This is a genomic window from Klebsiella ornithinolytica, assembly GCF_030505655.1.
In the GTDB taxonomy this organism is placed as follows: domain Bacteria; phylum Pseudomonadota; class Gammaproteobacteria; order Enterobacterales; family Enterobacteriaceae; genus Klebsiella; species Klebsiella ornithinolytica.
This window is the reverse complement of the sequence record NZ_CP130153.1, coordinates 1,113,395-1,135,511: the sequence shown is the minus strand read 5'-3', so window position 1 is coordinate 1,135,511 and position 22,117 is coordinate 1,113,395. Positions and strand designations below refer to the sequence as shown.

At 56.9% G+C, this 22,117-nt stretch carries 22 protein-coding genes and 5 tRNA genes; 9 read left to right on the top strand and 18 right to left on the bottom strand.

Going from position 1 to position 22,117, the window contains the following annotated elements:
- Window positions 1–57: 57 nt before the first annotated feature.
- From Q1L34_RS05440 to mltB, 17 genes are all read right to left on the bottom strand, one after another.
- Window positions 58–486 carry a YqaA family protein gene (locus Q1L34_RS05440; protein WP_004866820.1) on the bottom strand — a complete coding sequence of 143 codons (429 nt, stop codon included), beginning with the start codon at window positions 484–486 and terminating at the stop codon, window positions 58–60.
- Window positions 483–1,049: a fructose-1-phosphate/6-phosphogluconate phosphatase gene (gene yqaB / locus Q1L34_RS05435; RefSeq protein ID WP_004866822.1), complete on the bottom strand. Its 567-nt coding sequence runs from the start codon at window positions 1,047–1,049 to the stop codon at window positions 483–485. The genes Q1L34_RS05440 and yqaB overlap by 4 nt, the downstream gene beginning before the upstream one ends.
- Window positions 1,050–1,169: 120 nt before the next feature.
- The gene (locus Q1L34_RS05430; RefSeq protein ID WP_004866826.1) at window positions 1,170–1,484 is read right to left on the bottom strand and encodes a BON domain-containing protein; all 315 of its coding nucleotides are present in this window, start codon (window positions 1,482–1,484) and stop codon (window positions 1,170–1,172) included.
- Window positions 1,485–1,957: 473 nt separating this feature from the next.
- A tRNA-Arg gene (locus Q1L34_RS05425) sits at window positions 1,958–2,034 on the bottom strand.
- Between the two features lie 225 nt (window positions 2,035–2,259).
- A tRNA-Arg gene (locus tag Q1L34_RS05420) sits at window positions 2,260–2,336 on the bottom strand.
- Between the two features lie 95 nt (window positions 2,337–2,431).
- Window positions 2,432–2,508 (bottom strand) — tRNA-Arg (locus tag Q1L34_RS05415).
- 198 nt (window positions 2,509–2,706) lie between these two features.
- Window positions 2,707–2,783: transfer RNA gene (locus Q1L34_RS05410), tRNA-Arg, on the bottom strand.
- 4 nt (window positions 2,784–2,787) lie between these two features.
- Window positions 2,788–2,880, bottom strand: a tRNA-Ser gene (locus Q1L34_RS05405).
- Window positions 2,881–3,203: 323 nt separating this feature from the next.
- The gene (csrA, locus tag Q1L34_RS05400; protein ID WP_000906486.1) at window positions 3,204–3,389 is read right to left on the bottom strand and encodes a carbon storage regulator CsrA; all 186 of its coding nucleotides are present in this window, start codon (window positions 3,387–3,389) and stop codon (window positions 3,204–3,206) included.
- A 238-nt stretch (window positions 3,390–3,627) separates the two neighbouring features.
- The gene (alaS, locus tag Q1L34_RS05395; RefSeq protein WP_004866830.1) at window positions 3,628–6,255 is read right to left on the bottom strand and encodes an alanine--tRNA ligase; all 2,628 of its coding nucleotides are present in this window, start codon (window positions 6,253–6,255) and stop codon (window positions 3,628–3,630) included.
- Between the two features lie 254 nt (window positions 6,256–6,509).
- Window positions 6,510–7,010, bottom strand: a complete 501-nt coding sequence (gene recX, locus Q1L34_RS05390) for a recombination regulator RecX (RefSeq protein WP_015585887.1) — start codon at window positions 7,008–7,010, stop codon at window positions 6,510–6,512.
- 68 nt (window positions 7,011–7,078) lie between these two features.
- Window positions 7,079–8,143: a recombinase RecA gene (gene recA, locus Q1L34_RS05385; protein WP_004866835.1), complete on the bottom strand. Its 1,065-nt coding sequence runs from the start codon at window positions 8,141–8,143 to the stop codon at window positions 7,079–7,081.
- An 80-nt stretch (window positions 8,144–8,223) separates the two neighbouring features.
- On the bottom strand, window positions 8,224–8,721 hold the full coding sequence (gene pncC, locus Q1L34_RS05380) for a nicotinamide-nucleotide amidase (RefSeq protein WP_004866836.1): 498 nt from the start codon (window positions 8,719–8,721) through the stop codon (window positions 8,224–8,226).
- A 138-nt stretch (window positions 8,722–8,859) separates the two neighbouring features.
- On the bottom strand, window positions 8,860–9,738 hold the full coding sequence (locus Q1L34_RS05375) for a metal ABC transporter substrate-binding protein (protein WP_004866838.1): 879 nt from the start codon (window positions 9,736–9,738) through the stop codon (window positions 8,860–8,862).
- Between the two features lie 9 nt (window positions 9,739–9,747).
- Window positions 9,748–10,611: a metal ABC transporter permease gene (locus Q1L34_RS05370; protein WP_004866839.1), complete on the bottom strand. Its 864-nt coding sequence runs from the start codon at window positions 10,609–10,611 to the stop codon at window positions 9,748–9,750.
- Entirely contained in the window at window positions 10,608–11,318 is a 711-nt protein-coding gene (locus Q1L34_RS05365) for a metal ABC transporter ATP-binding protein (protein WP_015585886.1), read from the bottom strand. The genes Q1L34_RS05370 and Q1L34_RS05365 overlap by 4 nt, the downstream gene beginning before the upstream one ends.
- A gap of 201 nt (window positions 11,319–11,519) precedes the next feature.
- Window positions 11,520–12,593: a lytic murein transglycosylase B gene (gene mltB, locus Q1L34_RS05360; protein WP_327204385.1), complete on the bottom strand. Its 1,074-nt coding sequence runs from the start codon at window positions 12,591–12,593 to the stop codon at window positions 11,520–11,522.
- Between the two features lie 299 nt (window positions 12,594–12,892).
- Here mltB and srlA point away from each other — a divergent pair, with 299 nt between their 5' ends.
- From srlA to gutQ, 7 genes are all read left to right on the top strand, one after another.
- Window positions 12,893–13,456 carry a PTS glucitol/sorbitol transporter subunit IIC gene (srlA, locus tag Q1L34_RS05355; RefSeq protein WP_004866844.1) on the top strand — a complete coding sequence of 188 codons (564 nt, stop codon included), beginning with the start codon at window positions 12,893–12,895 and terminating at the stop codon, window positions 13,454–13,456.
- Entirely contained in the window at window positions 13,453–14,430 is a 978-nt protein-coding gene (srlE, locus tag Q1L34_RS05350; protein WP_004866845.1) for a PTS glucitol/sorbitol transporter subunit IIB, read from the top strand. The genes srlA and srlE overlap by 4 nt, the downstream gene beginning before the upstream one ends.
- A 13-nt stretch (window positions 14,431–14,443) precedes the next feature.
- Window positions 14,444–14,806: a PTS glucitol/sorbitol transporter subunit IIA gene (gene srlB, locus Q1L34_RS05345; RefSeq protein WP_004866847.1), complete on the top strand. Its 363-nt coding sequence runs from the start codon at window positions 14,444–14,446 to the stop codon at window positions 14,804–14,806.
- 17 nt (window positions 14,807–14,823) lie between these two features.
- Window positions 14,824–15,603, top strand: a complete 780-nt coding sequence (gene srlD, locus Q1L34_RS05340) for a sorbitol-6-phosphate dehydrogenase (protein ID WP_004866849.1) — start codon at window positions 14,824–14,826, stop codon at window positions 15,601–15,603.
- Window positions 15,604–15,667: 64 nt separating this feature from the next.
- Window positions 15,668–16,027 (top strand): transcriptional regulator GutM, encoded by a 360-nt coding sequence (gene gutM / locus Q1L34_RS05335; RefSeq protein WP_015585884.1) that lies wholly within the window; start codon window positions 15,668–15,670, stop codon window positions 16,025–16,027.
- 71 nt (window positions 16,028–16,098) lie between these two features.
- Entirely contained in the window at window positions 16,099–16,872 is a 774-nt protein-coding gene (gene srlR / locus Q1L34_RS05330) for a glucitol operon DNA-binding transcriptional repressor SrlR (protein ID WP_004866853.1), read from the top strand.
- Complete coding sequence (gene gutQ, locus Q1L34_RS05325; protein WP_015585883.1) at window positions 16,865–17,830, top strand: arabinose-5-phosphate isomerase GutQ; 966 nt, start codon at window positions 16,865–16,867, stop codon at window positions 17,828–17,830. Before srlR ends, gutQ begins: the two co-directional genes overlap by 8 nt.
- Here the strand turns inward: gutQ and norR are convergent.
- On the bottom strand, window positions 17,793–19,337 hold the full coding sequence (norR, locus tag Q1L34_RS05320) for a nitric oxide reductase transcriptional regulator NorR (RefSeq protein ID WP_004866857.1): 1,545 nt from the start codon (window positions 19,335–19,337) through the stop codon (window positions 17,793–17,795). The two genes, gutQ and norR, sit on opposite strands and share 38 nt — an antisense overlap.
- 187 nt (window positions 19,338–19,524) lie before the next feature.
- Between norR and norV the strand changes: the two genes are divergently transcribed.
- Entirely contained in the window at window positions 19,525–20,973 is a 1,449-nt protein-coding gene (gene norV, locus Q1L34_RS05315; protein ID WP_044349640.1) for an anaerobic nitric oxide reductase flavorubredoxin, read from the top strand.
- Window positions 20,970–22,103 carry an NADH:flavorubredoxin reductase NorW gene (norW, locus tag Q1L34_RS05310; RefSeq protein ID WP_004866860.1) on the top strand — a complete coding sequence of 378 codons (1,134 nt, stop codon included), beginning with the start codon at window positions 20,970–20,972 and terminating at the stop codon, window positions 22,101–22,103. The genes norV and norW overlap by 4 nt, the downstream gene beginning before the upstream one ends.
- Window positions 22,104–22,117: the final 14 nt, after the last annotated feature.

Here is a 22,117-nt window from a genome sequence, read left to right as displayed (position 1 = left end):
AGCCGAGGTGTAAAATAACCGGTAACACGGCCTGTCGGGATAGTCTTAGTTCCACAATTAGTGCCACCACGTCATGCCCTGAAGCGTTACCACCGCAATGACGATATAGCGTAACGCTTTACCAAGGCATAAGAAAAAAAGTACCGGCCCCCAGGAGATGCGCATCCATCCCGCCAGCAGACACAGTAAATCGCCGATGACCGGCGCCCAGCTTAATAATAATGTGACCGCGCCGTAGCGCTTTAACCAGCCGGTTGCTTTTTCCTGCCAGCGCGATGTTTTGCGCAGCGGAAACAGGCGCCCCAGAATAACGTTAGTTACCCCTCCAAGGCTATTGCCGATTGTTGCTATTAATACCAGGGCCCACGGTTGGCTTGCCCCCGTAAGTAGCATAGCAACCAGCACAACTTCCGAATTGCCGGGAAGTAATGTGGCGCTCAAAAAACTACTGGCAAACAGCGATATCAGCGACAGTGCGTCGCTCACAGCAGCCGAACGTCCACGGCATCCATCCCCGCACGCTTCGCCGCCTGCAGACCAAAATCAGCATCTTCAAAGACGACGCATGTTTCCGGCGCGACGCCCATGCGCTCCGCGCACAGCAGGAAGGTATCGGGCGCGGGTTTATGATTCTGGACATGATCGGCGGCAATCACCGCCGCAAAGTAGTGACGCAGGCCGAGGTGCGCCAGCAGCGCCTCAGCGACGGCGCTTTCGCTGCCGGTCCCGACCGACATCGGACGACGCCCGTGCCATGCCTTCACAACGTCTATCAACGGTAAGGGACGCACGCTGTCCAGCAGCATGGCCTTCACGGCCACGGTTTTTTCCTCCGCCAGACGGTGAGGATCTAAATCAGCGTGATTCAGTTCGATAATCGCCTGGGCTATACGCCAGGTCGGAGAACCATTGAGCGCGACCATCGCCTGCTCGTCGAAACGCATTCCGTAACGGCCCAGAACCTCGTGCCACGCTTTACGATGCGTCGGTTCGGTATCAAGGATGGTGCCATCCATATCAAAGATCAGTCCTGCGTAACGTTCGTACATCGTGTTCTCACAAACCGGGTAAGAAAACGTTACTTTATCGCAAAAGGCGCATGTTGTCGCGGCCAGCGCCTCAGGCAATAAAGGCGCCTTCGGGCGCCTTTATGTGACTCATATCATGATTTATTTGATTTTTAAATCGTTCTCAACCAAACGAACGCCCTGCACTCTGCGGGTGACTTCCACCGCGCGGCTGGCGTCCTTCGCTGATGAGACAAAACCACTCAACTGAACACGTCCTTTAAAGGTCTGTACGCTAATTTCAGAAGACTTAATATCTTTTTCGTTAAACAGCGCCGTTTTAACCTTCGTGGTGACGACGGTATCGTCAATATAGCCACCGGTACTTTCCTTTGTGGGCGATCCCGCACAGCCAGCTAACGATACGGCTACCAGAAGCGTCGCACAAAACGCAGGTATTGCTTTGAACCATTTCATGGATTTCTCTCCTTGCACTCATCTCACCCAAATCAGGTCGATACATACGGGTAAATTATAGTGGAAAGAGTCACTTGCCAATAAAAAAAGATCGCTCAGCATCGTTGAAAGAGATCCGCAGCCGGAATGGTCCAGGCCGCTTTTGCCAGAAAAGGCAGGCACAGAACGGATAAACGGTTTGGGATTTTAAGAAAAAGGAGAAACTGAAGAAGATGGTGCATCCAGGAGGATGACTCGTTTTACTCACCCTGCGGGCCGTTGCTCACGCAACGTTATCCTCCCTGGTACTGGCGATAATTTCGCAGACCATGAAGCGATAAATTTAATGTGAATCTGGAGAAGATGGTGCATCCGGGAGGATGACTCGTTTTACTCACCCTACGGGCCGTTGCTCACGCAACGTTATCCTCCCTGGTGCTGGCGATGATTTCGCAGACCATGAAGCGATAAATTTGATGTGAATCTGGAGAAGATGGTGCATCCGGGAGGATTCGAACCTCCGACCGCTCGGTTCGTAGCCGAGTACTCTATCCAGCTGAGCTACGGATGCATCAGGGAGAACTGCTTTACTACTCTGTCTTTCCTGGTGCTGACGATTATCTCGCAGACCGTGAAATAACACTTTCGTTGTTATCTCGGAGAAGATGGTGCATCCGGGAGGATGACTTACTTCGCTCGCCCTGTGGGCCGTTGCTTACGCAACGTTATCCTCCCTGGTACTGGCGATTATCTCGCAGACCGTGAAATAACAGTTCCGCTGTCATTTCGGAGAAGATGGTGCATCCGGGAGGATTCGAACCTCCGACCGCTCGGTTCGTAGCCGAGTACTCTATCCAGCTGAGCTACGGATGCATCAGGGAGAACTGCTTTACTACATTGTCTTCCCTGGTGCTGACGATTATCTCGCAGACCATGAAATAACACTTTCGTTGTTATCTCGGAGAAGATGGTGCATCCGGGAGGATTCGAACCTCCGACCGCTCGGTTCGTAGCCGAGTACTCTATCCAGCTGAGCTACGGATGCATCAGGGAGAACTACTTTACTACGCGTCAGTGTCACATCTAACACTTGCCACACTGAGTAAGATGGTGCATCCGGGAGGATGACTCGGCTTTCGCCTCGCCCTGCGAGCCGTTGCTAATGCAACGTTATCCTTCCTGGTGCTTGCGGTTATTACCGCTACCCCAACCACCTCTTCATTGCTGAAGAAATGGGAAAATATGGTGCATCCGGGAGGATTCGAACCTCCGACCGCTCGGTTCGTAGCCGAGTACTCTATCCAGCTGAGCTACGGATGCAAAATGGCGGTGAGGCGGGGATTCGAACCCCGGATGCAGCTTTTGACCGCATACTCCCTTAGCAGGGGAGCGCCTTCAGCCTCTCGGCCACCTCACCACACGCCTCTTACGAGTGCTTCGAAGAACTTGTTTCTGCTCTTCGTCGCTGCGATGGCGCACATATTACTTTCTGGTACTTATAAGTCAAACAATTTTTCGAGACCTTTTTCCGTTTGCACACTTACCGCGCAATTAGCCTGCAAAAACGGCAAAAAGAGTGTTTTATCAACAGGAATTCAGGGCTTTCGGCCAGCGGTAAGCAAAAGATTAATGTCGCGATCGATAGGCAATAAACAAAAATGGGAGAGAGCAGAAGAAGAAAAGTCAGAAAGAAGGACGGGAGCGGGGATGCGCCTCACGGAATCGCGAGGCGCGAAAACCTTAGTAACTGGACTGCTGGGATTTTTCAGCCTGGATACGCTGGTAGATCTCTTCACGATGCACGGAGACTTCTTTAGGGGCATTAACGCCAATACGTACCTGGTTACCCTTAACCCCTAAAACTGTCACAGTGACCTCATCTCCAATCATGAGGGTCTCACCAACTCGACGAGTCAGAATCAGCATTCTTTGCTCCTTGAAAGATTAAAAGAGTCGGGTCTCTCGTATCCCGGCATTATCCATCATATAACGCCAAAAAGTAAGCGATGACAAACACCTTACGGTGTAAGCAGTCACGGCATCACATTCTGTTAAACCTAAGTTTAGCCGATATACACAACTTCAACCCGACTTTATCGTTATCAGTGCTTCTCTCGCAAGCTACCGTTATCCAGGGATAACGGTAGCTATGCATTTATAGTTATTACAGTTTTGCGCTGACCCAGCCTTTCACACTGGCTAACGCTGCAGGGAGAGCAGACGCGTCGGTACCGCCGGCCTGAGCCATATCCGGACGACCGCCCCCTTTGCCACCCACCTGCTGGGCGACCATTCCAACCAGCTCCCCTGCTTTCACGCGATCTGTCACATCCTTAGACACACCGGCAATCAGAGAAACCTTACCATCCGCCACCGTGGCTAACACAACGACCGTAGAACCGAGTTGGTTTTTCAGGTCATCAACCATGGTACGCAGCATTTTCGGCTCAACGCCGGCCAGCTCGCTGACCAGCAATTTGACGCCGTTAATCTCTTCTGCTTTGCTGGAGAGGTTTGCGCTCTCCTGCGCCGCCGCCTGCTCTTTCAGCTGCTGCAGCTCTTTTTCCAGTACGCGAGTACGTTCCAGCGCGGCACGCACTTTATCGCCAAGGTTATGGCTGTCGCCCTTCAGCAACTGTGCGATATCGCCCAGCAGATCGCTCTGCGCATGCAGATACGCAATTGCGCCTTCGCCGGTCACTGCCTCGATACGGCGAACGCCCGCAGCGGTACCGGATTCAGAGGTAATACGGAACAGGCCAATATCACCGGTACGTGAAGCGTGAGTACCGCCGCACAGCTCGGTGGAGAAATCACCCATGCTCAGTACGCGAACGCGATCGTCATATTTCTCGCCGAACAGCGCCATCGCACCAGACTCTCGCGCCGCATCGATATCCATGATGTTGGTTTCAACCGGCAGGTTGCGACGGATCTGAGCATTGACCAGATCTTCCACCGCGCGAATCTCTTCCGGCTTCATGGCTTCGAAGTGAGAGAAGTCAAAGCGCAGCGCTTTGTCATTCACCAGCGAGCCTTTCTGCGCCACATGCGTACCCAGAACCTGACGTAATGCCGCATGCATCAGGTGAGTTGCCGAGTGGTTCAGACGAATACGCTGACGGCGAGCCCGATCGACATCAGCCTCCAGCGCATCGCCCACTTTCAGCGTGCCGTGGCTCAGTTTACCGATATGACCAATGGCCTGGCCGTATTTCTGCGTATCGCTGACCGCGAAGGAGAAACCGGCGCCTTTCAGTTCGCCTTTATCGCCCACCTGGCCACCGGATTCTGCGTAGAACGGCGTTTGATCCAGAATGACAACCGCTTCCTGGCCCGCAGTCACGGCATCAACAGCTTTGCCATCGATGAACAGTGCGGTCACTTTCGCATTCAGCTCCAGGTGGTCGTAGCCTTTAAATTCAGAAGCGCCGTCAACGCGAATCATCGCATTGTAGTCTGCGCCAAAGCCGCTGGACTCACGCGCACGACGACGCTGCTCTTCCATTGCGGCTTCAAAGCCCGCTTCGTCGACTTTAATATTGCGCTCGCGGCAAACGTCGGCGGTCAGGTCAACCGGGAAACCATAGGTGTCATACAGACGGAAAGCGGTTTCGCCATCCAGCGTATCGCCCTTCAGCTTGCTCAGCTCTTCATCCAGCAGCGCCAGACCGCGCTCCAGCGTACGAGCGAACTGCTCTTCTTCGGTTTTCAGCACATGCTCAACCTGAGCCTGCTGCTGCTTCAGCTCTTCACCGGCGGCGCCCATGACATCAATCAGCGGAGCAACCAGTTTCCAGAAGAAGGTCTCCTTCGCACCCAGCATGTTGCCATGACGCACGGCACGACGAATGATACGACGCAGCACGTAGCCACGGTTTTCATTCGACGGGATTACGCCGTCGGCAATCAGGAATGCGCAGGAACGAATATGGTCAGCGATAACGCGCAGCGATTTGTTCGTCAGGTCGGTTGCGCCGGTGACTCTCGCGACGTTCTCAATCAGAGTGCGGAACAGGTCGATATCATAGTTGGAGTTGACGTGCTGCAGAACGGCAGCAATACGCTCCAGGCCCATACCGGTGTCGACAGACGGCTTCGGCAGCGGCTCCATGGTGCCGTCGGCCTGACGGTTAAACTGCATGAAGACGATGTTCCAGATCTCAATGTAGCGATCGCCGTCTTCTTCCGGGCTTCCCGGAGGACCGCCCCAGATGTGGTCACCGTGGTCGAAGAAGATTTCGGTACACGGACCGCACGGCCCGGTATCGCCCATCTGCCAGAAGTTGTCAGAAGCGAACGCCGCGCCTTTATTATCGCCAATGCGGATAATACGCTCACGTGGAACGCCGACCTCATTCGCCCAGATATCGAAAGCTTCGTCATCGGTTTCGTAAACGGTCACCCACAGTTTATCTTTCGGCAGCGCGAACCAGTTTTCCCCGGTCAGCAGTTCCCATGCGTATTTGATGGCATCCTGCTTGAAGTAGTCGCCGAAGCTGAAGTTACCCAGCATTTCAAAGAAAGTGTGGTGACGCGCGGTGTAACCGACGTTTTCCAGATCGTTGTGTTTACCACCCGCACGAACGCAACGCTGCGCGGTCGTCGCGCGAGAATAATGGCGTTTGTCGAGACCCAGGAAAACATCCTTGAACTGGTTCATCCCGGCGTTGGTAAACAGCAGGGTCGGGTCGTTATGCGGCACCAGGGAGCTGCTCGCAACGACCTGGTGTCCCTTGCTATGGAAAAAATCGAGAAACGCCTGACGGATCTCAGCAGTGCTCTTGCTCATAATTATCCTGAAATCAAGCTATACACTTCACCTTTCACGCCGCCTCTACGCGGGCTGCGCTCGTTCACCCCGACCACGTACCTCTGTACGCTCCAGGTGACTCACTCTCCTGCCGCCTTGACGCAGCGCGAATGATTTTGTGTATAAGGAATAATCGTCGTGGGCGCTGATTGCCTGTTAACAGCCAGCGACCGGACGGAATAAAGTGGGAATAAGATAAGTTTTCTTTACTGGGAAGTAAAATACCCGATGGGTCAATCTGCAAAATTTCGCCAGATTTCCTGAATATCTTCCATCAGGTAGCCACGGTACAGCAAAAACCGCTGGATTTTGACTTTATCGGCAAATGTCGTCGGGAGCGGTTCGCCATACTTACGCTGCGCCTGCTCTTTCGCCAGCGCGGCCCAGTCAATATCGCACTCACGCATCGCGCTTTCGCTAACGTCGCGGGGAATACCTTTCTGATTGAGCTCCTGGCGGATACGCGCCGGGCCATATCCTTTGCGGCTACGGCTGCCAATAAACTGGCGAACAAAGCGACCGTCGTCAAGGTAGCGGTTCTCAATGCACCAGGCGACAACGGTGTCTACCTCTTCCGGCGTGACGTCCAGCGTCTCCGGGCCATTTTTTCCCAGTACCGGAGCAGCGAGTTTACGCCGCAGCTCCTGTTCGCTATGGTCGCGCATCGCCAGGATACGGATTGCGCGGTCCAGCAGGCGGGCATAGCCGGAACGGCGGGATGAAGGTTCAGTCACGGGCACCTCGACAATCAAAAAGCAAAAGGGCCGCATTCGCAGCCCTTCATTATCTTTCGATGAGATTATCAGAAATCTTCGTGGGTTTCTTCTGCACCCGCACCGTTACCGTCAACCACGAAGTCCGGTGTGGAATCCTGGTTATTCAGCAGCAGCTCACGCACTTTTTTCTCAATCTCTTTTGCCGCAGCCGGGTTATCTTTCAGCCAGGAGATAGCATTTGCTTTACCCTGGCCAATCTTATCGCCGTTGTAGCTGTACCATGCGCCCGCTTTCTCGATCAGCTTCTCTTTCACGCCCAGGTCAACCAGTTCGCCGTAGAAGTTAATACCTTCGCCGTAAAGAATCTGGAACTCAGCCTGTTTGAACGGCGCGGCGATTTTGTTTTTCACGACTTTGACGCGGGTTTCGCTGCCGATGACGTTATCGCCATCTTTTACCGCACCGATACGACGGATATCGAGACGCACAGAGGCGTAGAATTTCAGCGCGTTACCGCCGGTGGTGGTTTCCGGGTTACCGAACATCACGCCAATTTTCATACGAATCTGGTTAATGAAGATCAGCAGCGTATTGGACTGCTTCAGGTTACCGGCCAGCTTACGCATCGCCTGGCTCATCATACGCGCCGCGAGGCCCATGTGAGAGTCGCCGATTTCGCCTTCGATTTCCGCTTTCGGCGTCAGCGCCGCCACGGAGTCGACAACGATAACGTCTACGGCACCCGAGCGCGCCAGCGCGTCACAGATTTCCAGCGCCTGTTCGCCGGTGTCCGGCTGAGAGCACAGCAGGTTGTCGATGTCGACGCCCAGCTTACGCGCATAAACAGGATCCAGCGCGTGCTCTGCATCGATAAATGCACAGGTTTTACCTTCACGCTGCGCGGCGGCGATAACCTGCAGGGTCAGTGTCGTTTTACCGGACGATTCAGGCCCGTAGATTTCGACGATACGGCCCATCGGCAAACCGCCGGCGCCCAGGGCGATATCCAGGGAAAGCGAACCGGTGGAGATAGTTTCCACGTCCATGGAACGGTCTTCACCCAGGCGCATGATGGAGCCTTTGCCGAACTGTTTTTCAATCTGGCCTAGTGCTGCCGCCAACGCTTTCTGTTTGTTTTCGTCGATAGCCATTTTTACTCCTGTCATGCCGGGTGAAACCGGGTGGTGAATTCTGTTCTGTTGAGGCAATTATACTGTATAGTCATACAGTATCAAGTATTTTGTAGAAATTGTTGCCAGAGGAGATTTAGCGCATAAGCCGTTGCCTGACGACGCACCGCCTCCCGGTCTCCGGCAAAACATTCACGCCGGGTCACGCCCTGCCCGTTCGCACAGGCCACGCCAAACCACACCGTTCCGACAGGTTTTTCCTCGCTGCCGCCATCCGGTCCGGCGATGCCGCTCACCGAAATAGCATAGGTGGCGCGCGCAGCGCGCAGCGCGCCAACGGCCATCTCAACCACCACCGGCTCGCTCACCGCGCCATGGCCGAGGAGCGTAACCTCGCTGACGCCGATCATCTGCGATTTGGCTTCATTGCTGTAGGTCACGAACCCGCGTTCAAACCATGCTGAACTGCCGGCGATGTCGGTGAGCACTTTCGCGACCCAACCGCCGGTACAGGACTCTGCCGTGGTCACCGTCGCACCGCGAGCTTTTAATGCCAGCCCGACCTGCTCACTCAGTTGCTTTAATTCAGAATCTGTCATTAGCGCCCCGTTTAAGCCAGATAAAGAGGCCATCAAAGATAGCACTTTCAGCACAGATATGGGGATGAGGTCATCAATTTACGAGGGGGCTTCCGAAAATGAGCGGCCCCGACGGCGTCGGGACCGTTAACGCGCGCGTTACTTCATGCTGGCGGCGATCAGCTCGACGTTATGGCGTAACATTTTCACGTAGCTATCCGCCACGCCGCCCGGTTTCGAGAGCGCTTCCGGATAGAGCTCCCCGCCCGGCTGTGCGCCAGTCGCGGCCGCAATTTGTTTCACCAGACGCGGATCGAGCTGGTTTTCCATAAACCAGGTGTGGACGCCGTCGGCCTTAATTTGTTGAATCAGTGCCGCCACCTGCGCCGCGCTGGCTTCGCTTTCTGACGACAGCCCCTGTGGTGCCAGGAAGGTCACGCCATAGGCGCGGCCAAAGTAGCCAAACGCATCATGGCTGGTGAGCACTTTGCGTTTTGCCAGCGGAATTGCCGTAAACTGTTTTTTTGCCCAACCGTCGATCTCCGTCAGTTGGCCGATGTAGCGCTGCCCGGATGCCTCCAGCGCAGCCTTATCCTGCGGATCGGCTTTGATCAGGCCGTTGAGAATATTTTGCGCATAAATCGCGCCGTTAGCGGCGCTGTTCCACGCATGAGGGTCAGTAACCGTTTTCCCCTCCTCATTGAGCGTGTGCGTTTTTACCCCGGTAGAGGCCACCACCAGCTCACCTTTAAAACCCGAAGCTTTGATTAATCTGTCGACCCAGCCTTCCAGTCCCAGACCATTAACCACCACCACATCGGCTTTGCTCAGCAAAGCGCTATCCTGCGGCGAAGGTTCAAAGGTATGCGGATCGCCGTCCGGTCCCACCAGCGTATCAACATGCACATGTTCGCCCCCCACCTGCTGCACCATATCGCCCAGCACTGAAAAACTACTCACCACGTTGAGCGTTTTTGCCATCGCCCCCTGCGTTGCGAGGCCTAACGCCAGCGCCAGAATGACTGCGGTACGTTTCATCATATTTCCTTACCCCATTAATTTACGCCAGCTGACGACCAGTCGGCTGCGCGTGCCAAAAAACACCGAAATAAAAAAGATCCCGCTGGCGGTCAGTACGATGGACGGCCCGGCCGGTAAATTCGCGGTCCACGACAGGCTTAACCCCATCCAGGCACAAAAGCCGCCTATCAGCGCCGCCAGCAGCAAGGTTCCGGGCAAGGTTCGCGCCCAGCAGCACGCCGCTACCGCCGGCAGCATCATCACGCCAACCGCCATCAGCGTCCCCAGCACCTGGAACCCGGCGACCAGATTGAGCACCAGCAGCGCCAGGAACAGACCGTGCAGCAGCGCCGGGAGCCGCGGGTGGTTCACCTGCAGCCAGGCGCTATCAAAGGCTTCGCTGACCAGTCCACGATAAAGCAGCGCGATGCAGAGCAGCGTCAGGCTGGCCACCCCGCTGACAAACAGCGCAGCGTCGTTATCCACCGCCAGAATCGAGCCAAACAGTAGATGCAGCAGATCAACGCTGGAGCCGCGAAGCGACACCAGCGTCACTCCCAGTGCCAGTGACCCGAGGTAAAACCCGGCAAAACTGGCATCCTCTTTCAACGGCGTGCGTCGGCTGACCCAGCCCGCCACCAGCGCCACGGCAATTCCGGCGATAAACCCGCCGATAGTCATTGCCAGCAGCGACATGCCGCTCACCAGGTAGCCCACCGCCACGCCGGGTAAAATTGCGTGCGACAGCGCGTCGCCCATCAGACTCATTCGTCGCAGCAGTAAGAAGACGCCAAGCATGGTCGTGCTCAGAGAGAGCGCGAGGCACACCAGCAGCGCGCGGCGCATAAAGCCGAATTCAATGAAGGGCTGAAAAAAGGTATGCCAGATCATGCCAGCCTCGCAGAGCCGAAGGCGGGCAGCACATCGTCGGTGTTACCCCAGCGAGCGCGCTGCGGTTCCAGCAGCAGCGTTTCCGGGAAATATTCAGCGACGCGCTGGTTATCATGCAGCACCGCCAGTACCGTCTGCCCCTGTTGATGCATCTCAAGGATCAGCCCCATCAGCTCGCGGCTGGTTGCTTCATCAATCCCGGTAAAGGGTTCATCCAGCATAACCAGCGGCGCCTGCTGCACGATAACTCTGGCGAACAGCATGCGCTGGAACTGCCCGCCGGAGAGCGCCTCAATCGGCGTTTTCGCCATTGATGTCAGCCCCACGCGCTCCAGCGCGGCGCCGATACGCCGCCGGAGCTCGCTGCGGATCCCCCCCAGTAAAGAGACATGCGGCCAGGCCCCCTGACTCACCACGTCCTGTACCGTCAGCGGAAACTGCGATTCGAGGGCATGGCGCTGCGCCAGCCAGCCAATTACCGGACGCGAAACCGTCCAGCGCAGCCTGCCGCTGACCGGAGGAATAAAGCCGGCCAGCGTTTTCAACAGCGTTGATTTACCGCAGCCGTTCAGGCCGACAATGGCCGTCATGCTGCCTGCCGCAATAACGCCGCTCAGGGCCGGCGTAATAGCCAGTTCTTCGTAACCGGCTACCAGATGATCCAGTTCAATCATGGCAGGGTTACCGCCCACCAGGTCGCCAGCCACAGGAGCGCCAGCAGCACACAGGCAATTCCTACGCGTACCGCTGCGGATGTCATAAAAAGAGAAGTCACAGCCTTACCCAATTAATATGTTATAACGTAACAATATTGGATTGACGGAAAAATGTAAATCAGCGTCAACGGCGGGAAATGCTGCAAAATGTAACAGAACTCCCCTCACGACGAGGGGAGTATCAGGGAAGGGTTACTGTCCGCGGGCCTGAGAAACGGCCAGACCCAGCTGCCAGACGGCCATCGCGTAGTGGGTACTGTGGTTATAGCGGGTAATGGTGTAGAAGTTCGGCAGACCATACCAGTACTGGTAACCGGTTCCGATGTCCAGACGCAGCAGGCTGGCCTGCTGATGGTTGCCTAGTGGTTGCGTCGGCGTCAAACCTGCCGCCGTAAGCTGCGAAATGCTGTAGTTGGTTTTGAAGCCATTCTCCAGACCCGGCGCCTGACCCAGCGCCTGTACCGCAACCTGATCGCCACTCACCCAGCCGTGCTGTTTGAAATAGTTCGCCACGCTGCCAATCGCGTCCACCGGATCCCACAGATTAATGTGCCCGTCGCCGTTAAAGTCCACCGCATACTGTTTATAAGAAGACGGCATAAACTGACCGTAACCCATTGCTCCGGCGAAAGATCCTTTCAGGTTTAACGGGTCATCTTGCTCGCTGCGCGCCATCAGCAGGAAGGTTTCCAGCTCACCGGAGAAATAGTCGGCGCGACGCGGGTAGCTAAACGACAGCGTCGCCAGGGCGTCGAGAATGCGGGTTTTGCCCATCACGCGACCCCAGCGGGTTTCTACGCCAATAATGCCGACAATAATTTCCGGCGGCACGCCGTACACCTGCCAGGCGCGGTTCAGCGCATCCTGATACTGGTTCCAGAATACGACGCCGTTCTGTACGTTATCCGGAGTAATAAACTGTTTTTTGTAACGCAGCCAGGCGCCGTTAGGCCCTGACGGCGGCAGTCCGCTCGGCGCCTGGCGGTCCATCAGGCGCAGGACGTAATCCAGGCGTTTCGCCTGGGAAAGGATCTCATGCAGCTGCTGTCTGTCGAAGCCATGCTTGCTCACCATTTTATCGATGAACTGCTCCGCCGCCGGGTTGTTAGCGAAATCGCCTCCCATCTCCATCACATTGTGCTGCGGCTCCAGCAAAAAACCGCCGCCTCCCGCCGCCTGGGGTTCTGCGGTGGTTTTAGGTTTGCTGCTACAGGCAGCGAGGAGAACACACAGGGGAAGTAAAGCCAGATAGCGACGCTTCAACATGGGACATCCGTTTAACAAATTTGGCAAAGGATAATTATGGTAAAGCATGCGGCCGTCAACAAGGAAGCGGCAATGTATTTGCGGACAAAATAGTCCCGCCAGCACCGCCCTTTCCGGTTCATTATCTACTCGTTCATCTCCCCTTTGCCTCGGTTAGCATTCCCCTTCATCACGCATAAACTTTCAAAATAAAATATTTACCTTTCATTTTGCGATCAATTTAACACTTTTAAACCTTTCAAAGTGATTAAAATGAGCTGCCAGTTAGCAAGAAAAATAACACTCTGAAGGAGAGAACAATGATTGAAGTCATTACCCACGGCGCCGAATGGTTTATCGGCCTGTTTCAGAAGGGGGGCGAGGTATTTACCGGTATGGTTACCGGGATCCTGCCTCTTCTGATCAGTCTGCTGGTGATCATGAACGCGCTGATCAACTTTATCGGTCAGCAGCGGATCGAAAAGCTGGCGCAACGCTGCGCCGGTAATCCGATCTCACGCTATCTGCTGCTGCCCTGCATCGGCACCTTTGTGTTCTGTAACCCTATGACCCTGAGCCTCGGGCGCTTTATGCCTGAGAAGTACAAGCCCAGCTACTACGCGGCAGCCTCTTACAGCTGCCACTCTATGAATGGCCTGTTTCCCCATATCAACCCCGGCGAGCTGTTTGTCTATCTCGGGATTGCCAGCGGCCTGACCACGCTTGGCCTGCCGTTAGGTCCGCTGGCGGTGAGCTATCTGCTGGTAGGACTGGTCACCAACTTCTTCCGCGGTTGGGTCACCGATCTGACCACCTCGATTTTTGAGAAAAAAATGGGCATCCAGCTTGAGCAAAAAGTCCATCTTTCCGGAGCAACCTCATGACCCGTATTCGTATTGAAAAAGGCGCCAGCGGCTGGGGCGGCCCCCTTGAGCTGGACGCCGTTGCCGGTAAAAAGATCGTCTACATTACCGCCGGTACCCGCCCGGCAATCGTCGACAAGATCGCCAGTCTGACCGGCTGGCAGGCCGTCGACGGGTTCAAAGAAGGCGAGCCGCCGGAAGAGGAGATCGGCGTTGCCATTATCGACTGCGGCGGCACCTTGCGCTGCGGCCTCTACCCAAAACGTCGTATCCCGACCGTCAATATCCACGCCACCGGCAAATCCGGCCCGCTGGCGCAATATATCGTCGAAGATATTTACGTCTCCGGGGTGAAAGAGGAGAACGTTCGCCTGTTGACCCACGATGGCGCAGCGGCGCCCGAAACCAAGCCGGGCCAGTCGGCCCCGCGGGATTACGATACCAGCAAAAAAATAACCGAGCAGAGCGATGGCCTGCTGGCGAAGGTCGGTATGGGAATGGGCTCCGTGGTGGCGGTGCTGTTCCAGTCCGGACGCGACACCATCGACACGGTGCTGAAAACGATCCTGCCGTTTATGGCTTTCGTCTCGGCACTGATCGGCATCATCATGGCCTCCGGCATCGGCGACTGGATTGCCCACGGTCTGGCCCCGCTCGCCAGCCATCCTCTTGGCCTGGTCACGCTGGCCCTGATCTGCTCCTTCCCGCTGCTGTCGCCATTCCTCGGCCCTGGCGCGGTTATCGCTCAGGTCATTGGCGTGCTGATCGGCGTGCAGATTGGTCTCGGCAATATTCCCCCGCACCTTGCGCTCCCGGCGCTGTTCGCCATTAACGCCCAGGCCGCCTGCGATTTTATTCCGGTTGGGCTGTCGCTTGCCGAAGCCCGTCAGGACACGGTGCGCGTCGGCGTTCCTTCGGTGCTGGTAGGACGTTTTCTGACCGGTGCGCCGACGGTGCTGATCGCCTGGTTTGTGTCCGGATTTATTTACCAATAAGAGGTTCCTGAAGATGACCGTGATTTACCAGACCACGATTACGCGCATCGGCGCCAGCGCGACGATGGCGCTCGAAGAACAGATGTTGATTACCTTTCGCGAAGGCGCGCCGGCGGACATTGAAGAGTATTGCTTTATTCATAACCACGGCGAATTTTCCGGCGCGCTGGCGCCGGGCGCGGAGCTCCAGCTTGGCGAACAACGCTATCCGGTGACCGCCGTCGGCGATGTTGCCGAGCAAAATCTGCGCGAGCTGGGCCATATCACGCTGCGCTTTGATGGCCATAGCGAAGCGGAGTTTCCGGGGACGGTCCACGTGTCTGGCCCCGTGCCGGACGCGATCGCCCCCGGCTGTATATTGAAATTTGTTGCATGAGTTGTCAGGAGAAGACTATGAATCAGGTTGCTGTTGTCATCGGCGGTGGACAAACCTTAGGCGAGTTTCTGAGCCGGGGCCTTGCCGCACAGGGGTATCGGGTTGCCGTTGTGGATATCCAAAGCGATAAAGCCACGCGCGTCGCGCAGGCTATCAACGACGAATATGGAGAAGGAACGGCGTACGGTTTTGGCGCCGATGCCACCAGCGAGGCCAGCGTGATGGCCCTCGCCCGCGGCGTGGACGAAATATTCGCGCGGGTGGATCTGTTGGTGTATAGCGCCGGGATCGCCAAAGCGGCCTTTATCAGCGATTTCGCGCTCGGTGATTTTGACCGCTCGCTGCAGGTGAATCTGGTGGGCTACTTCCTCTGCGCTCGCGAATTTTCACGGCTGATGATTCGCGATGGGATCAAGGGGCGTATTATTCAGATCAATTCCAAATCCGGCAAAGTCGGCAGCAAGCACAATTCCGGCTATAGCGCAGCGAAGTTTGGCGGCGTCGGGCTGACCCAGTCGCTGGCGTTGGATCTGGCGGAATACGGCATTACCGTTCACGCATTGATGCTGGGCAACCTGTTGAAATCGCCGATGTTCCAGTCACTGCTGCCGCAATATGCCAGCAAGCTGGGCATTGCCGAGGACGAAGTCGAGCAGTACTACATCGACAAAGTGCCGCTGAAACGCGGCTGCGACTATCAGGATGTCCTGAACGTACTGATGTTTTACGCCAGCCCGCAGGCCTCTTACTGCACCGGGCAATCCATCAACGTCACCGGCGGGCAGGTGATGTTTTAACCGCCGGTTCCCGGGTCGCGTCGCGATCCGGGTTCTTCCCGACGCCACGCCTTAAGGAGATTTTATGGTTAGCGCATTAATCACCGTCGCCGCCATCGCCTGGATCGCCCAGCTCGCCTTCGGCGGCTGGCAGATCCGCCGCTTTAACCGCGAGTTCGATAAACTCTGTCAGCAGGGCCGCGTCGGCGTCGGGCGTTCATCGGGCCGCTTCAAACCGCGCGCGATCGTCGCCATCGCCTTTGACGACCACGATCGCGTCAGCGATACGCTGCTGATGCGAGGAGTGACCGTCTTCGCCCGCCCGCAAAAAATCCCCGCGATAAAAGGGCAATATCGTGAGGAATTGCGGCCAGATATGATCTTTCCCCAGGATCCGCTCTGTCAGAATGCTCTATCATTAGCGCTTAAACCGAAACATGTATAATTTCGTTGTAAAAGTAAATATCTTGCGAAATTATCACTTCGAAACTTAACGCAGGATAGGATATTACCGCTATGAAACCACGTCAGCGCCAGGCAGCCATTGTTGAGCACCTGCAAGCGCAGGGTAAATGCTCGGTTGAAGAGCTGGCGCAACACTTCGACACCACCGGCACCACCATCCGCAAGGATCTGGTGATCCTCGAAAATGCCGGCACCGTTATTCGCACCTACGGTGGCGTGGTCCTCAACAAAGATGAGCCCGACCCGCCTATCGATCATAAGACGCTCATTAACACCCATAAAAAAGCGCTGATCGCCGAAACCGCGGTGCACTACATCCACGATGGCGATTCGATCATCCTCGATGCCGGCAGCACGGTGCTGCAAATGGTGCCGCTGCTCAGCCGCTTCAATAACATCACGGTCATGACCAACAGCCTGCATATCGTCAACGCCCTCTCCGAGCTGGATAATGAACAAACGATCCTGATGCCCGGCGGCACCTTCCGTAAGAAATCAGCCTCCTTCCACGGACAGCTGGCGGAAAACGCCTTCGAGCAGTTCAGCTTCGACAAACTGTTTATGGGGACCGACGGCATCGACCTGAACGCCGGCGTTACGACCTTCAACGAGGTTTATACCGTCAGTAAAGCGATGTGCAATGCCGCCAGAGAAGTGATCCTGATGGCCGACTCATCAAAATTTGGCCGTAAAAGCCCGAACATCGTCTGCGGCCTCGAGCGCGTGGATAAGCTGATTACCGATGCCGGTATTGACCCGACATTCCAGCGGGCGCTGGAAGAGAAAGGCATCGAAGTGATTATTACTGGAGAAGAACATGAGTAACTTTCTGTTAGAAGCCGGACGCCAGACCCTGATGCTGGAGCTACAGGAGGCCAGCCGCCTGCCTGAACGCCTGGGCGACGACTTCATCCGCGCGGCGGAAACCATCATCCACTGCGAAGGGAAACTGGTGGTCTCCGGTATCGGTAAATCAGGCCATATCGGCAAAAAGCTGGCGGCCACTTTCGCCAGTACCGGCACCCCGGCCTTTTTCGTCCATCCGGCGGAGGCGCTGCACGGCGATCTCGGGATGCTTGATGGTCGTGACGTGATGTTATTTATCTCCTACTCCGGCAGCGCCAAAGAGCTGGATCTTATCGTCCCGCGCCTGGAAGAGAAAGGGATCCCGCTGCTGGCGATGACCGGAAAATCGCAATCCCCGCTAGCGCTGGCGGCAAAAGCGGTACTGGATATCGCCGTCGAACGCGAAGCCTGCCCGATGCATCTGGCCCCCACCTCCAGTACCGTCAATACCCTGATGCTCGGCGACGCGCTGGCAATGGCGGTGATGCAGGCCCGCGGTTTCAATGAAGAAGATTTCGCCCGCTCACACCCCGCCGGCGCCCTCGGCGCGCGGCTGCTGAACAAGGTTCACCATCTGATGCGCCGCGATGACGATGTCCCACGCGTCGACCTTGATACCCGCGTGATGGACGCGATGCTGGAGTTAAGTCGTACCGGGCTGGGTCTGGTCGCGGTCTGCGATGCGCAAAACCGCGTGCAGGGCGTCTTCACCGATGGCGACCTGCGCCGCTGGCTGGTCGGCGGCGGGACGCTCAACGATGCCGTTGCCCAGGCGATGACCCGCAACGGCGTCACCCTGCAGGCGGAAAGCCGCGCGGTCGAAGCCAAAGAACGGCTGATGAAGCACAAAATCAGCGCCGCCCCGGTGGTCGACGAAAACGGCCTTCTGGTTGGGGCAATTAACCTGCAGAACTTCTATCAGGCCGGGATTCTTTAAGCCCCAGACGCTTCGCCAGCCGGTGCAGGTTGGCGACATCAAGCTCCAGCGCGCGGGCGGCAGCGGCCCAGTTGCGATGGTTATCCGCTAACGCGCGGGAAATCGCCTCGCGCTGGAATGCCTCGGTCGCCGCGCGCAGATTGATCGCCGGCATCGGCAGCGCCGGTGTCGTGGCCGGCAGCCCGGGCGCGTCGACGGCAAACTGAAAATGCGCCGGATCGAGCCGCACCTCGTCGCCAGCCTGCGTCGCCCGCGCCAGCACCACCGCGCGATGAATCGCATGTTCCAGCTCGCGCACGTTGCCAGGCCACGGCCAGCTGCGCAGACTTGCCCGCGTGGCATCGCTCAGCACCACCTGCGCCAGCCCCATCCGCAGGCGGCACTGTTCGCAGAAATATCCCGCCAGCAGCACCACGTCATCGTCGCGATCGCGCAGCGCCGGCACCGAGAGCGGAAACACGCTCAGGCGGTGATAGAGATCGGCGCGAAAACGGCCGGCAATCACCTCCTGGCGCAGATCGCGGTTGGTGGCCGCCAGTACCCGTACATCAACCCGCAGGCTGCGATCGTCGCCCACGCGTTGGATATCGCCATACTGCAATACGCGCAGCAGTTTAGCCTGTAGCGCCAGCGACAGCTCCCCAATCTCATCAAGAAACAGGGTCCCGTTATCGGCCATTTCAAACTTGCCGCTGCGGTTGCTGATAGCCCCGGTAAACGCCCCTTTCACATGCCCGAACAGCTCGCTTTCCGCCACGCTCTCCGGCAGCGCCGCACAGTTCAGATAGATCAGCGGATTGGCCGCCCGCGGCGACCCTTGATGAACCGCTTTCGCCACCAGTTCTTTGCCGGTGCCGGTTTCGCCGCTAATCAACACGTTCAAATCCGACGCGGCGACGATATCAATCTCTTTTTTCAGCTGCTGTATCGGCGCCGACAGGCCGATAATCTCCTGACGGTCGGGGGGCGTATAGCTCGCGCTCGCCTCCGGCAGCACGTTCTGATTTTCGAGACGGGCAATGAGCAGCGCGTTATTCAGCGCTCCTGCCACCAGGGCGGCAATCAGCCGTAGCTCCTCATCGCTGAAGCTATCGAAACGGTCGGCGTCCATACCGTCCAGGGTCAATGCGCCTATCAGGGTTTGTCCGGCAAACAGCGGCAGCCCAACGCAGGCGTGAACCTTGAGACTCTCCTGGCCGGGAATCAGCCCGTCATAAGGGTCGGGCAGATCGCTGTCCGCCGGGAAGCGCACGACGTCCCCCGCGCGAGCAATCGCCTCCAGCCGCGGGTGCCCGGCCAGCGCAAAGCGTCGCCCCAGCACATCCTGCGCCAGTCCGTCGATCGCCAGCGGCACAAACTGATGGGCGTCGTAGCGCAGCAGCGCCGAGGCATCGCATCCCAGCACCTGCCGTAGGGTGGCGATCAGACGCGAGAATCGGTCGGCGTGACCAATATCGCTTTGTAAATCAATGGCGATTTTCGCCAGTACCTGCAGGGAAAAGCTCATTGCAGCCTCATTGTCATTTTGACACCATTAATTGTCATAACGACTATTTTAACCATTGTCATTTTGACATCAATTAGTTTAGCAAAAAACATTAAAAACATTAAAAATCAATCAATTAAAAAGTTGGCACGTAACTTGATATAAGCAACTCATCTTATTTGAACACGCTGAATTAATTGAGGTTGCTATGTCTATTCTGGTTAAAAATAACATTCATTGGGTTGGCCAACGTGACTGGGAAGTGCGTGATTTTCACGGCACCGAATACAAAACGCTGCGCGGCAGCAGCTATAACAGCTATCTCATCCGGGAAGAGAAAAATGTCCTGATTGATACCGTCGATCATAAATTCAGCCGCGAGTTCGTGCAGAACCTGCGTAGCGAGATCGATCTTGCCGATATTGACTACATCGTGATTAACCACGCGGAAGAAGACCATGCCGGCGCGCTGACCGAATTGATGAACAGTATCCCGGATACGCCGATTTACTGCACCGCCAATGCCATTGACTCCATAACCGGCCATCACCATCACCCGGAGTGGAATTTTAAGGTGGTGAAAACCGGAGACAGCCTCGACATCGGCAACGGCAAGCAGCTGATCTTCGTCGAAACGCCCATGCTGCACTGGCCGGACAGCATGATGACCTATATGACCGGCGATGCGGTCCTGTTCAGCAACGACGCCTTCGGCCAGCACTATTGCGACGAGCACCTGTTTAATGACGAAGTCGACCAGACCGAGCTGTTCGAGCAGTGCCAGCGCTACTATGCCAACATCCTGACCCCGTTCAGCCGCCTGGTGACGCCAAAAATCACCGAAATTCTCGGCTTCAACCTGCCGGTCGACATGATAGCCACCTCCCACGGCGTGGTCTGGCGCGACAACCCGACCCAAATCGTCGAGCTGTACCTGAAATGGGCCGCCGATTACCAGGAAGACCGCATCACGCTCTTCTATGACACCATGTCGAACAATACCCGCATGATGGCCGATGCTATCGCCCAGGGAATTACCGACGTGGACCCGCGCGTGGCGGTGAAAATCTTCAACGTCGCCCGTAGCGATAAAAACGAAATACTGACCAACGTCTTCCGCTCAAAAGGGGTGCTGGTCGGCACCTCGACCATGAATAATGTGATGATGCCGAAAATCGCCGGACTGGTTGAAGAGATGACCGGCCTGCGTTTTCGCAATAAGCGCGCCAGCGCCTTCGGCTCTCACGGCTGGAGCGGCGGTGCGGTCGATCGCCTGTCCACCCGCTTACAGGATGCCGGTTTTGAAATGTCCCTGAGCCTGAAGGCCAAATGGCGCCCGGACCTCGACGCGCTGGAGCTGTGCCGCGAACACGGCCGTGAAATTGCCCGCCAGTGGGCGCTCTCCCCGCTGCCGGTCGCCGCAGTACAAACCGCGCCGGAACAAGAAAACTGCGCCTGTGCCGCGGCAGCAGCAGCCGATCTCGGCCCGTCGATGCAGTGCAGCGTCTGCCAGTGGGTTTACGATCCGGCGAAAGGCGAACCGAACCAGGATGTCCAGCCGGGGACGCCGTGGAGCGAGGTCCCGGATAACTTCCTGTGCCCTGAGTGCTCTCTCGGCAAAGATGTCTTTGACGTTCTGGCAACGGAGGCAAAATGAGTGATGGCATCGTCATCATCGGCTCGGGCTTTGCGGCCCGTCAGCTGGTGAAAAATATCCGCAAGCAGGATACCCACATTCCGCTGACGCTGATCGCCGCCGACAGCATGGATGAGTACAACAAACCGGACCTCAGCCATGTGGTCAGCCGCGGCCAACGTGCCGACGATCTGACCCTGCAAACGGCGGGCGAATTCGCCGAGCAGTACCATCTGCGTCTGTTCCCGTACACCTGGGTCAGTGACCTCGACGCCGCAGCGAAAGTGGTGAAAAGTCAGGATCGCGAATGGCGCTACGACAAGCTGGTACTGGCCACCGGCGCCGCACCGTTTATCCCGCCGGTACCCGGGCATGAACTGATGCTGACCCTCAACAGCCAGCGCGAGTACGGCGCCGCGCAGAGTCAGCTCCACGATGCGCAACGCGTGCTGATCGTCGGCGGCGGCCTGATTGGCTGCGAGCTGGCGATGGACTTCTGCCGCGCCGGGAAGGCGGTGACGGTAGTCGATAACTCCGCCAGCGTGCTCTCAGCATTGATGCCGCCGGAGGTCAGCAGCCGTCTGCAGCATCGGCTCACCGATATGGGCGTACACCTGATGCTGAAAACGCAGCTTGAAGGGCTGGAGCAAACCGCCGACGGCATTCGCGTCAGCCTCGACCGTCAGCGCAGCGTCACCGTCGATGCGGTGGTCGCCGCCGCCGGTCTGCGCCCGGAAACGGCGCTGGCGCGCCATGCCGGGTTGATGATTCGTCGTGGCGTGGTGGTGAACAGCCGGTTGCAAACCAGCGATCCGGCAATTTACGCCCTCGGCGACTGCGCGGAAATCAATGGCAGCGTCCTGCCGTTTCTGCAGCCGATTTTACTGAGCGCGATGTGCCTCGCTAAAAACCTGCTGTCGCAGGCGAACGAACTGACGCTGCCGCCGATGCTGGTGAAGGTTAAAACGCCGGATCTGCCGCTGCATCTGGCCGGTGAGACACAGCGGGACGATCTGACGTGGAATCTGGTTGCCGCCAAAGAGGGGGTGGTGGCGAAAGGGGTGGATGCCGCCAACCAGCTGCGCGCCTTTGTGGTCAGCGAGGACCGAATGAAAGAGGCCTTTGCATTGCTCAAACAATTGGTGCGTTAAGCGGCCCGAACGGG

What these genes read in the sequence shown, in the direction of transcription:
- yqaB (WP_004866822.1), bottom strand. Translation starts at nt 1,049, where the DNA reads ATGTACGAACGTTACGCAGGACTGATCTTTGATATGGATGGCACCATC.
- Q1L34_RS05430 (WP_004866826.1), bottom strand. Translation starts at nt 1,484, where the DNA reads ATGAAATGGTTCAAAGCAATACCTGCGTTTTGTGCGACGCTTCTGGTA.
- csrA (WP_000906486.1), bottom strand. Translation starts at nt 3,389, where the DNA reads ATGCTGATTCTGACTCGTCGAGTTGGTGAGACCCTCATGATTGGAGAT.
- alaS (WP_004866830.1), bottom strand. Translation starts at nt 6,255, where the DNA reads ATGAGCAAGAGCACTGCTGAGATCCGTCAGGCGTTTCTCGATTTTTTC.
- recA (WP_004866835.1), bottom strand. Translation starts at nt 8,143, where the DNA reads ATGGCTATCGACGAAAACAAACAGAAAGCGTTGGCGGCAGCACTAGGC.
- pncC (WP_004866836.1), bottom strand. Translation starts at nt 8,721, where the DNA reads ATGACAGATTCTGAATTAAAGCAACTGAGTGAGCAGGTCGGGCTGGCA.
- Q1L34_RS05375 (WP_004866838.1), bottom strand. Translation starts at nt 9,738, where the DNA reads ATGAAACGTACCGCAGTCATTCTGGCGCTGGCGTTAGGCCTCGCAACG.
- Q1L34_RS05370 (WP_004866839.1), bottom strand. Translation starts at nt 10,611, where the DNA reads ATGATCTGGCATACCTTTTTTCAGCCCTTCATTGAATTCGGCTTTATG.
- mltB (WP_327204385.1), bottom strand. Translation starts at nt 12,593, where the DNA reads ATGTTGAAGCGTCGCTATCTGGCTTTACTTCCCCTGTGTGTTCTCCTC.
- srlA (WP_004866844.1), top strand. Translation starts at nt 12,893, where the DNA reads ATGATTGAAGTCATTACCCACGGCGCCGAATGGTTTATCGGCCTGTTT.
- srlE (WP_004866845.1), top strand. Translation starts at nt 13,453, where the DNA reads ATGACCCGTATTCGTATTGAAAAAGGCGCCAGCGGCTGGGGCGGCCCC.
- srlB (WP_004866847.1), top strand. Translation starts at nt 14,444, where the DNA reads ATGACCGTGATTTACCAGACCACGATTACGCGCATCGGCGCCAGCGCG.
- srlD (WP_004866849.1), top strand. Translation starts at nt 14,824, where the DNA reads ATGAATCAGGTTGCTGTTGTCATCGGCGGTGGACAAACCTTAGGCGAG.
- gutM (WP_015585884.1), top strand. Translation starts at nt 15,668, where the DNA reads ATGGTTAGCGCATTAATCACCGTCGCCGCCATCGCCTGGATCGCCCAG.
- srlR (WP_004866853.1), top strand. Translation starts at nt 16,099, where the DNA reads ATGAAACCACGTCAGCGCCAGGCAGCCATTGTTGAGCACCTGCAAGCG.
- gutQ (WP_015585883.1), top strand. Translation starts at nt 16,865, where the DNA reads ATGAGTAACTTTCTGTTAGAAGCCGGACGCCAGACCCTGATGCTGGAG.
- norR (WP_004866857.1), bottom strand. Translation starts at nt 19,337, where the DNA reads ATGAGCTTTTCCCTGCAGGTACTGGCGAAAATCGCCATTGATTTACAA.
- norV (WP_044349640.1), top strand. Translation starts at nt 19,525, where the DNA reads ATGTCTATTCTGGTTAAAAATAACATTCATTGGGTTGGCCAACGTGAC.
- norW (WP_004866860.1), top strand. Translation starts at nt 20,970, where the DNA reads ATGAGTGATGGCATCGTCATCATCGGCTCGGGCTTTGCGGCCCGTCAG.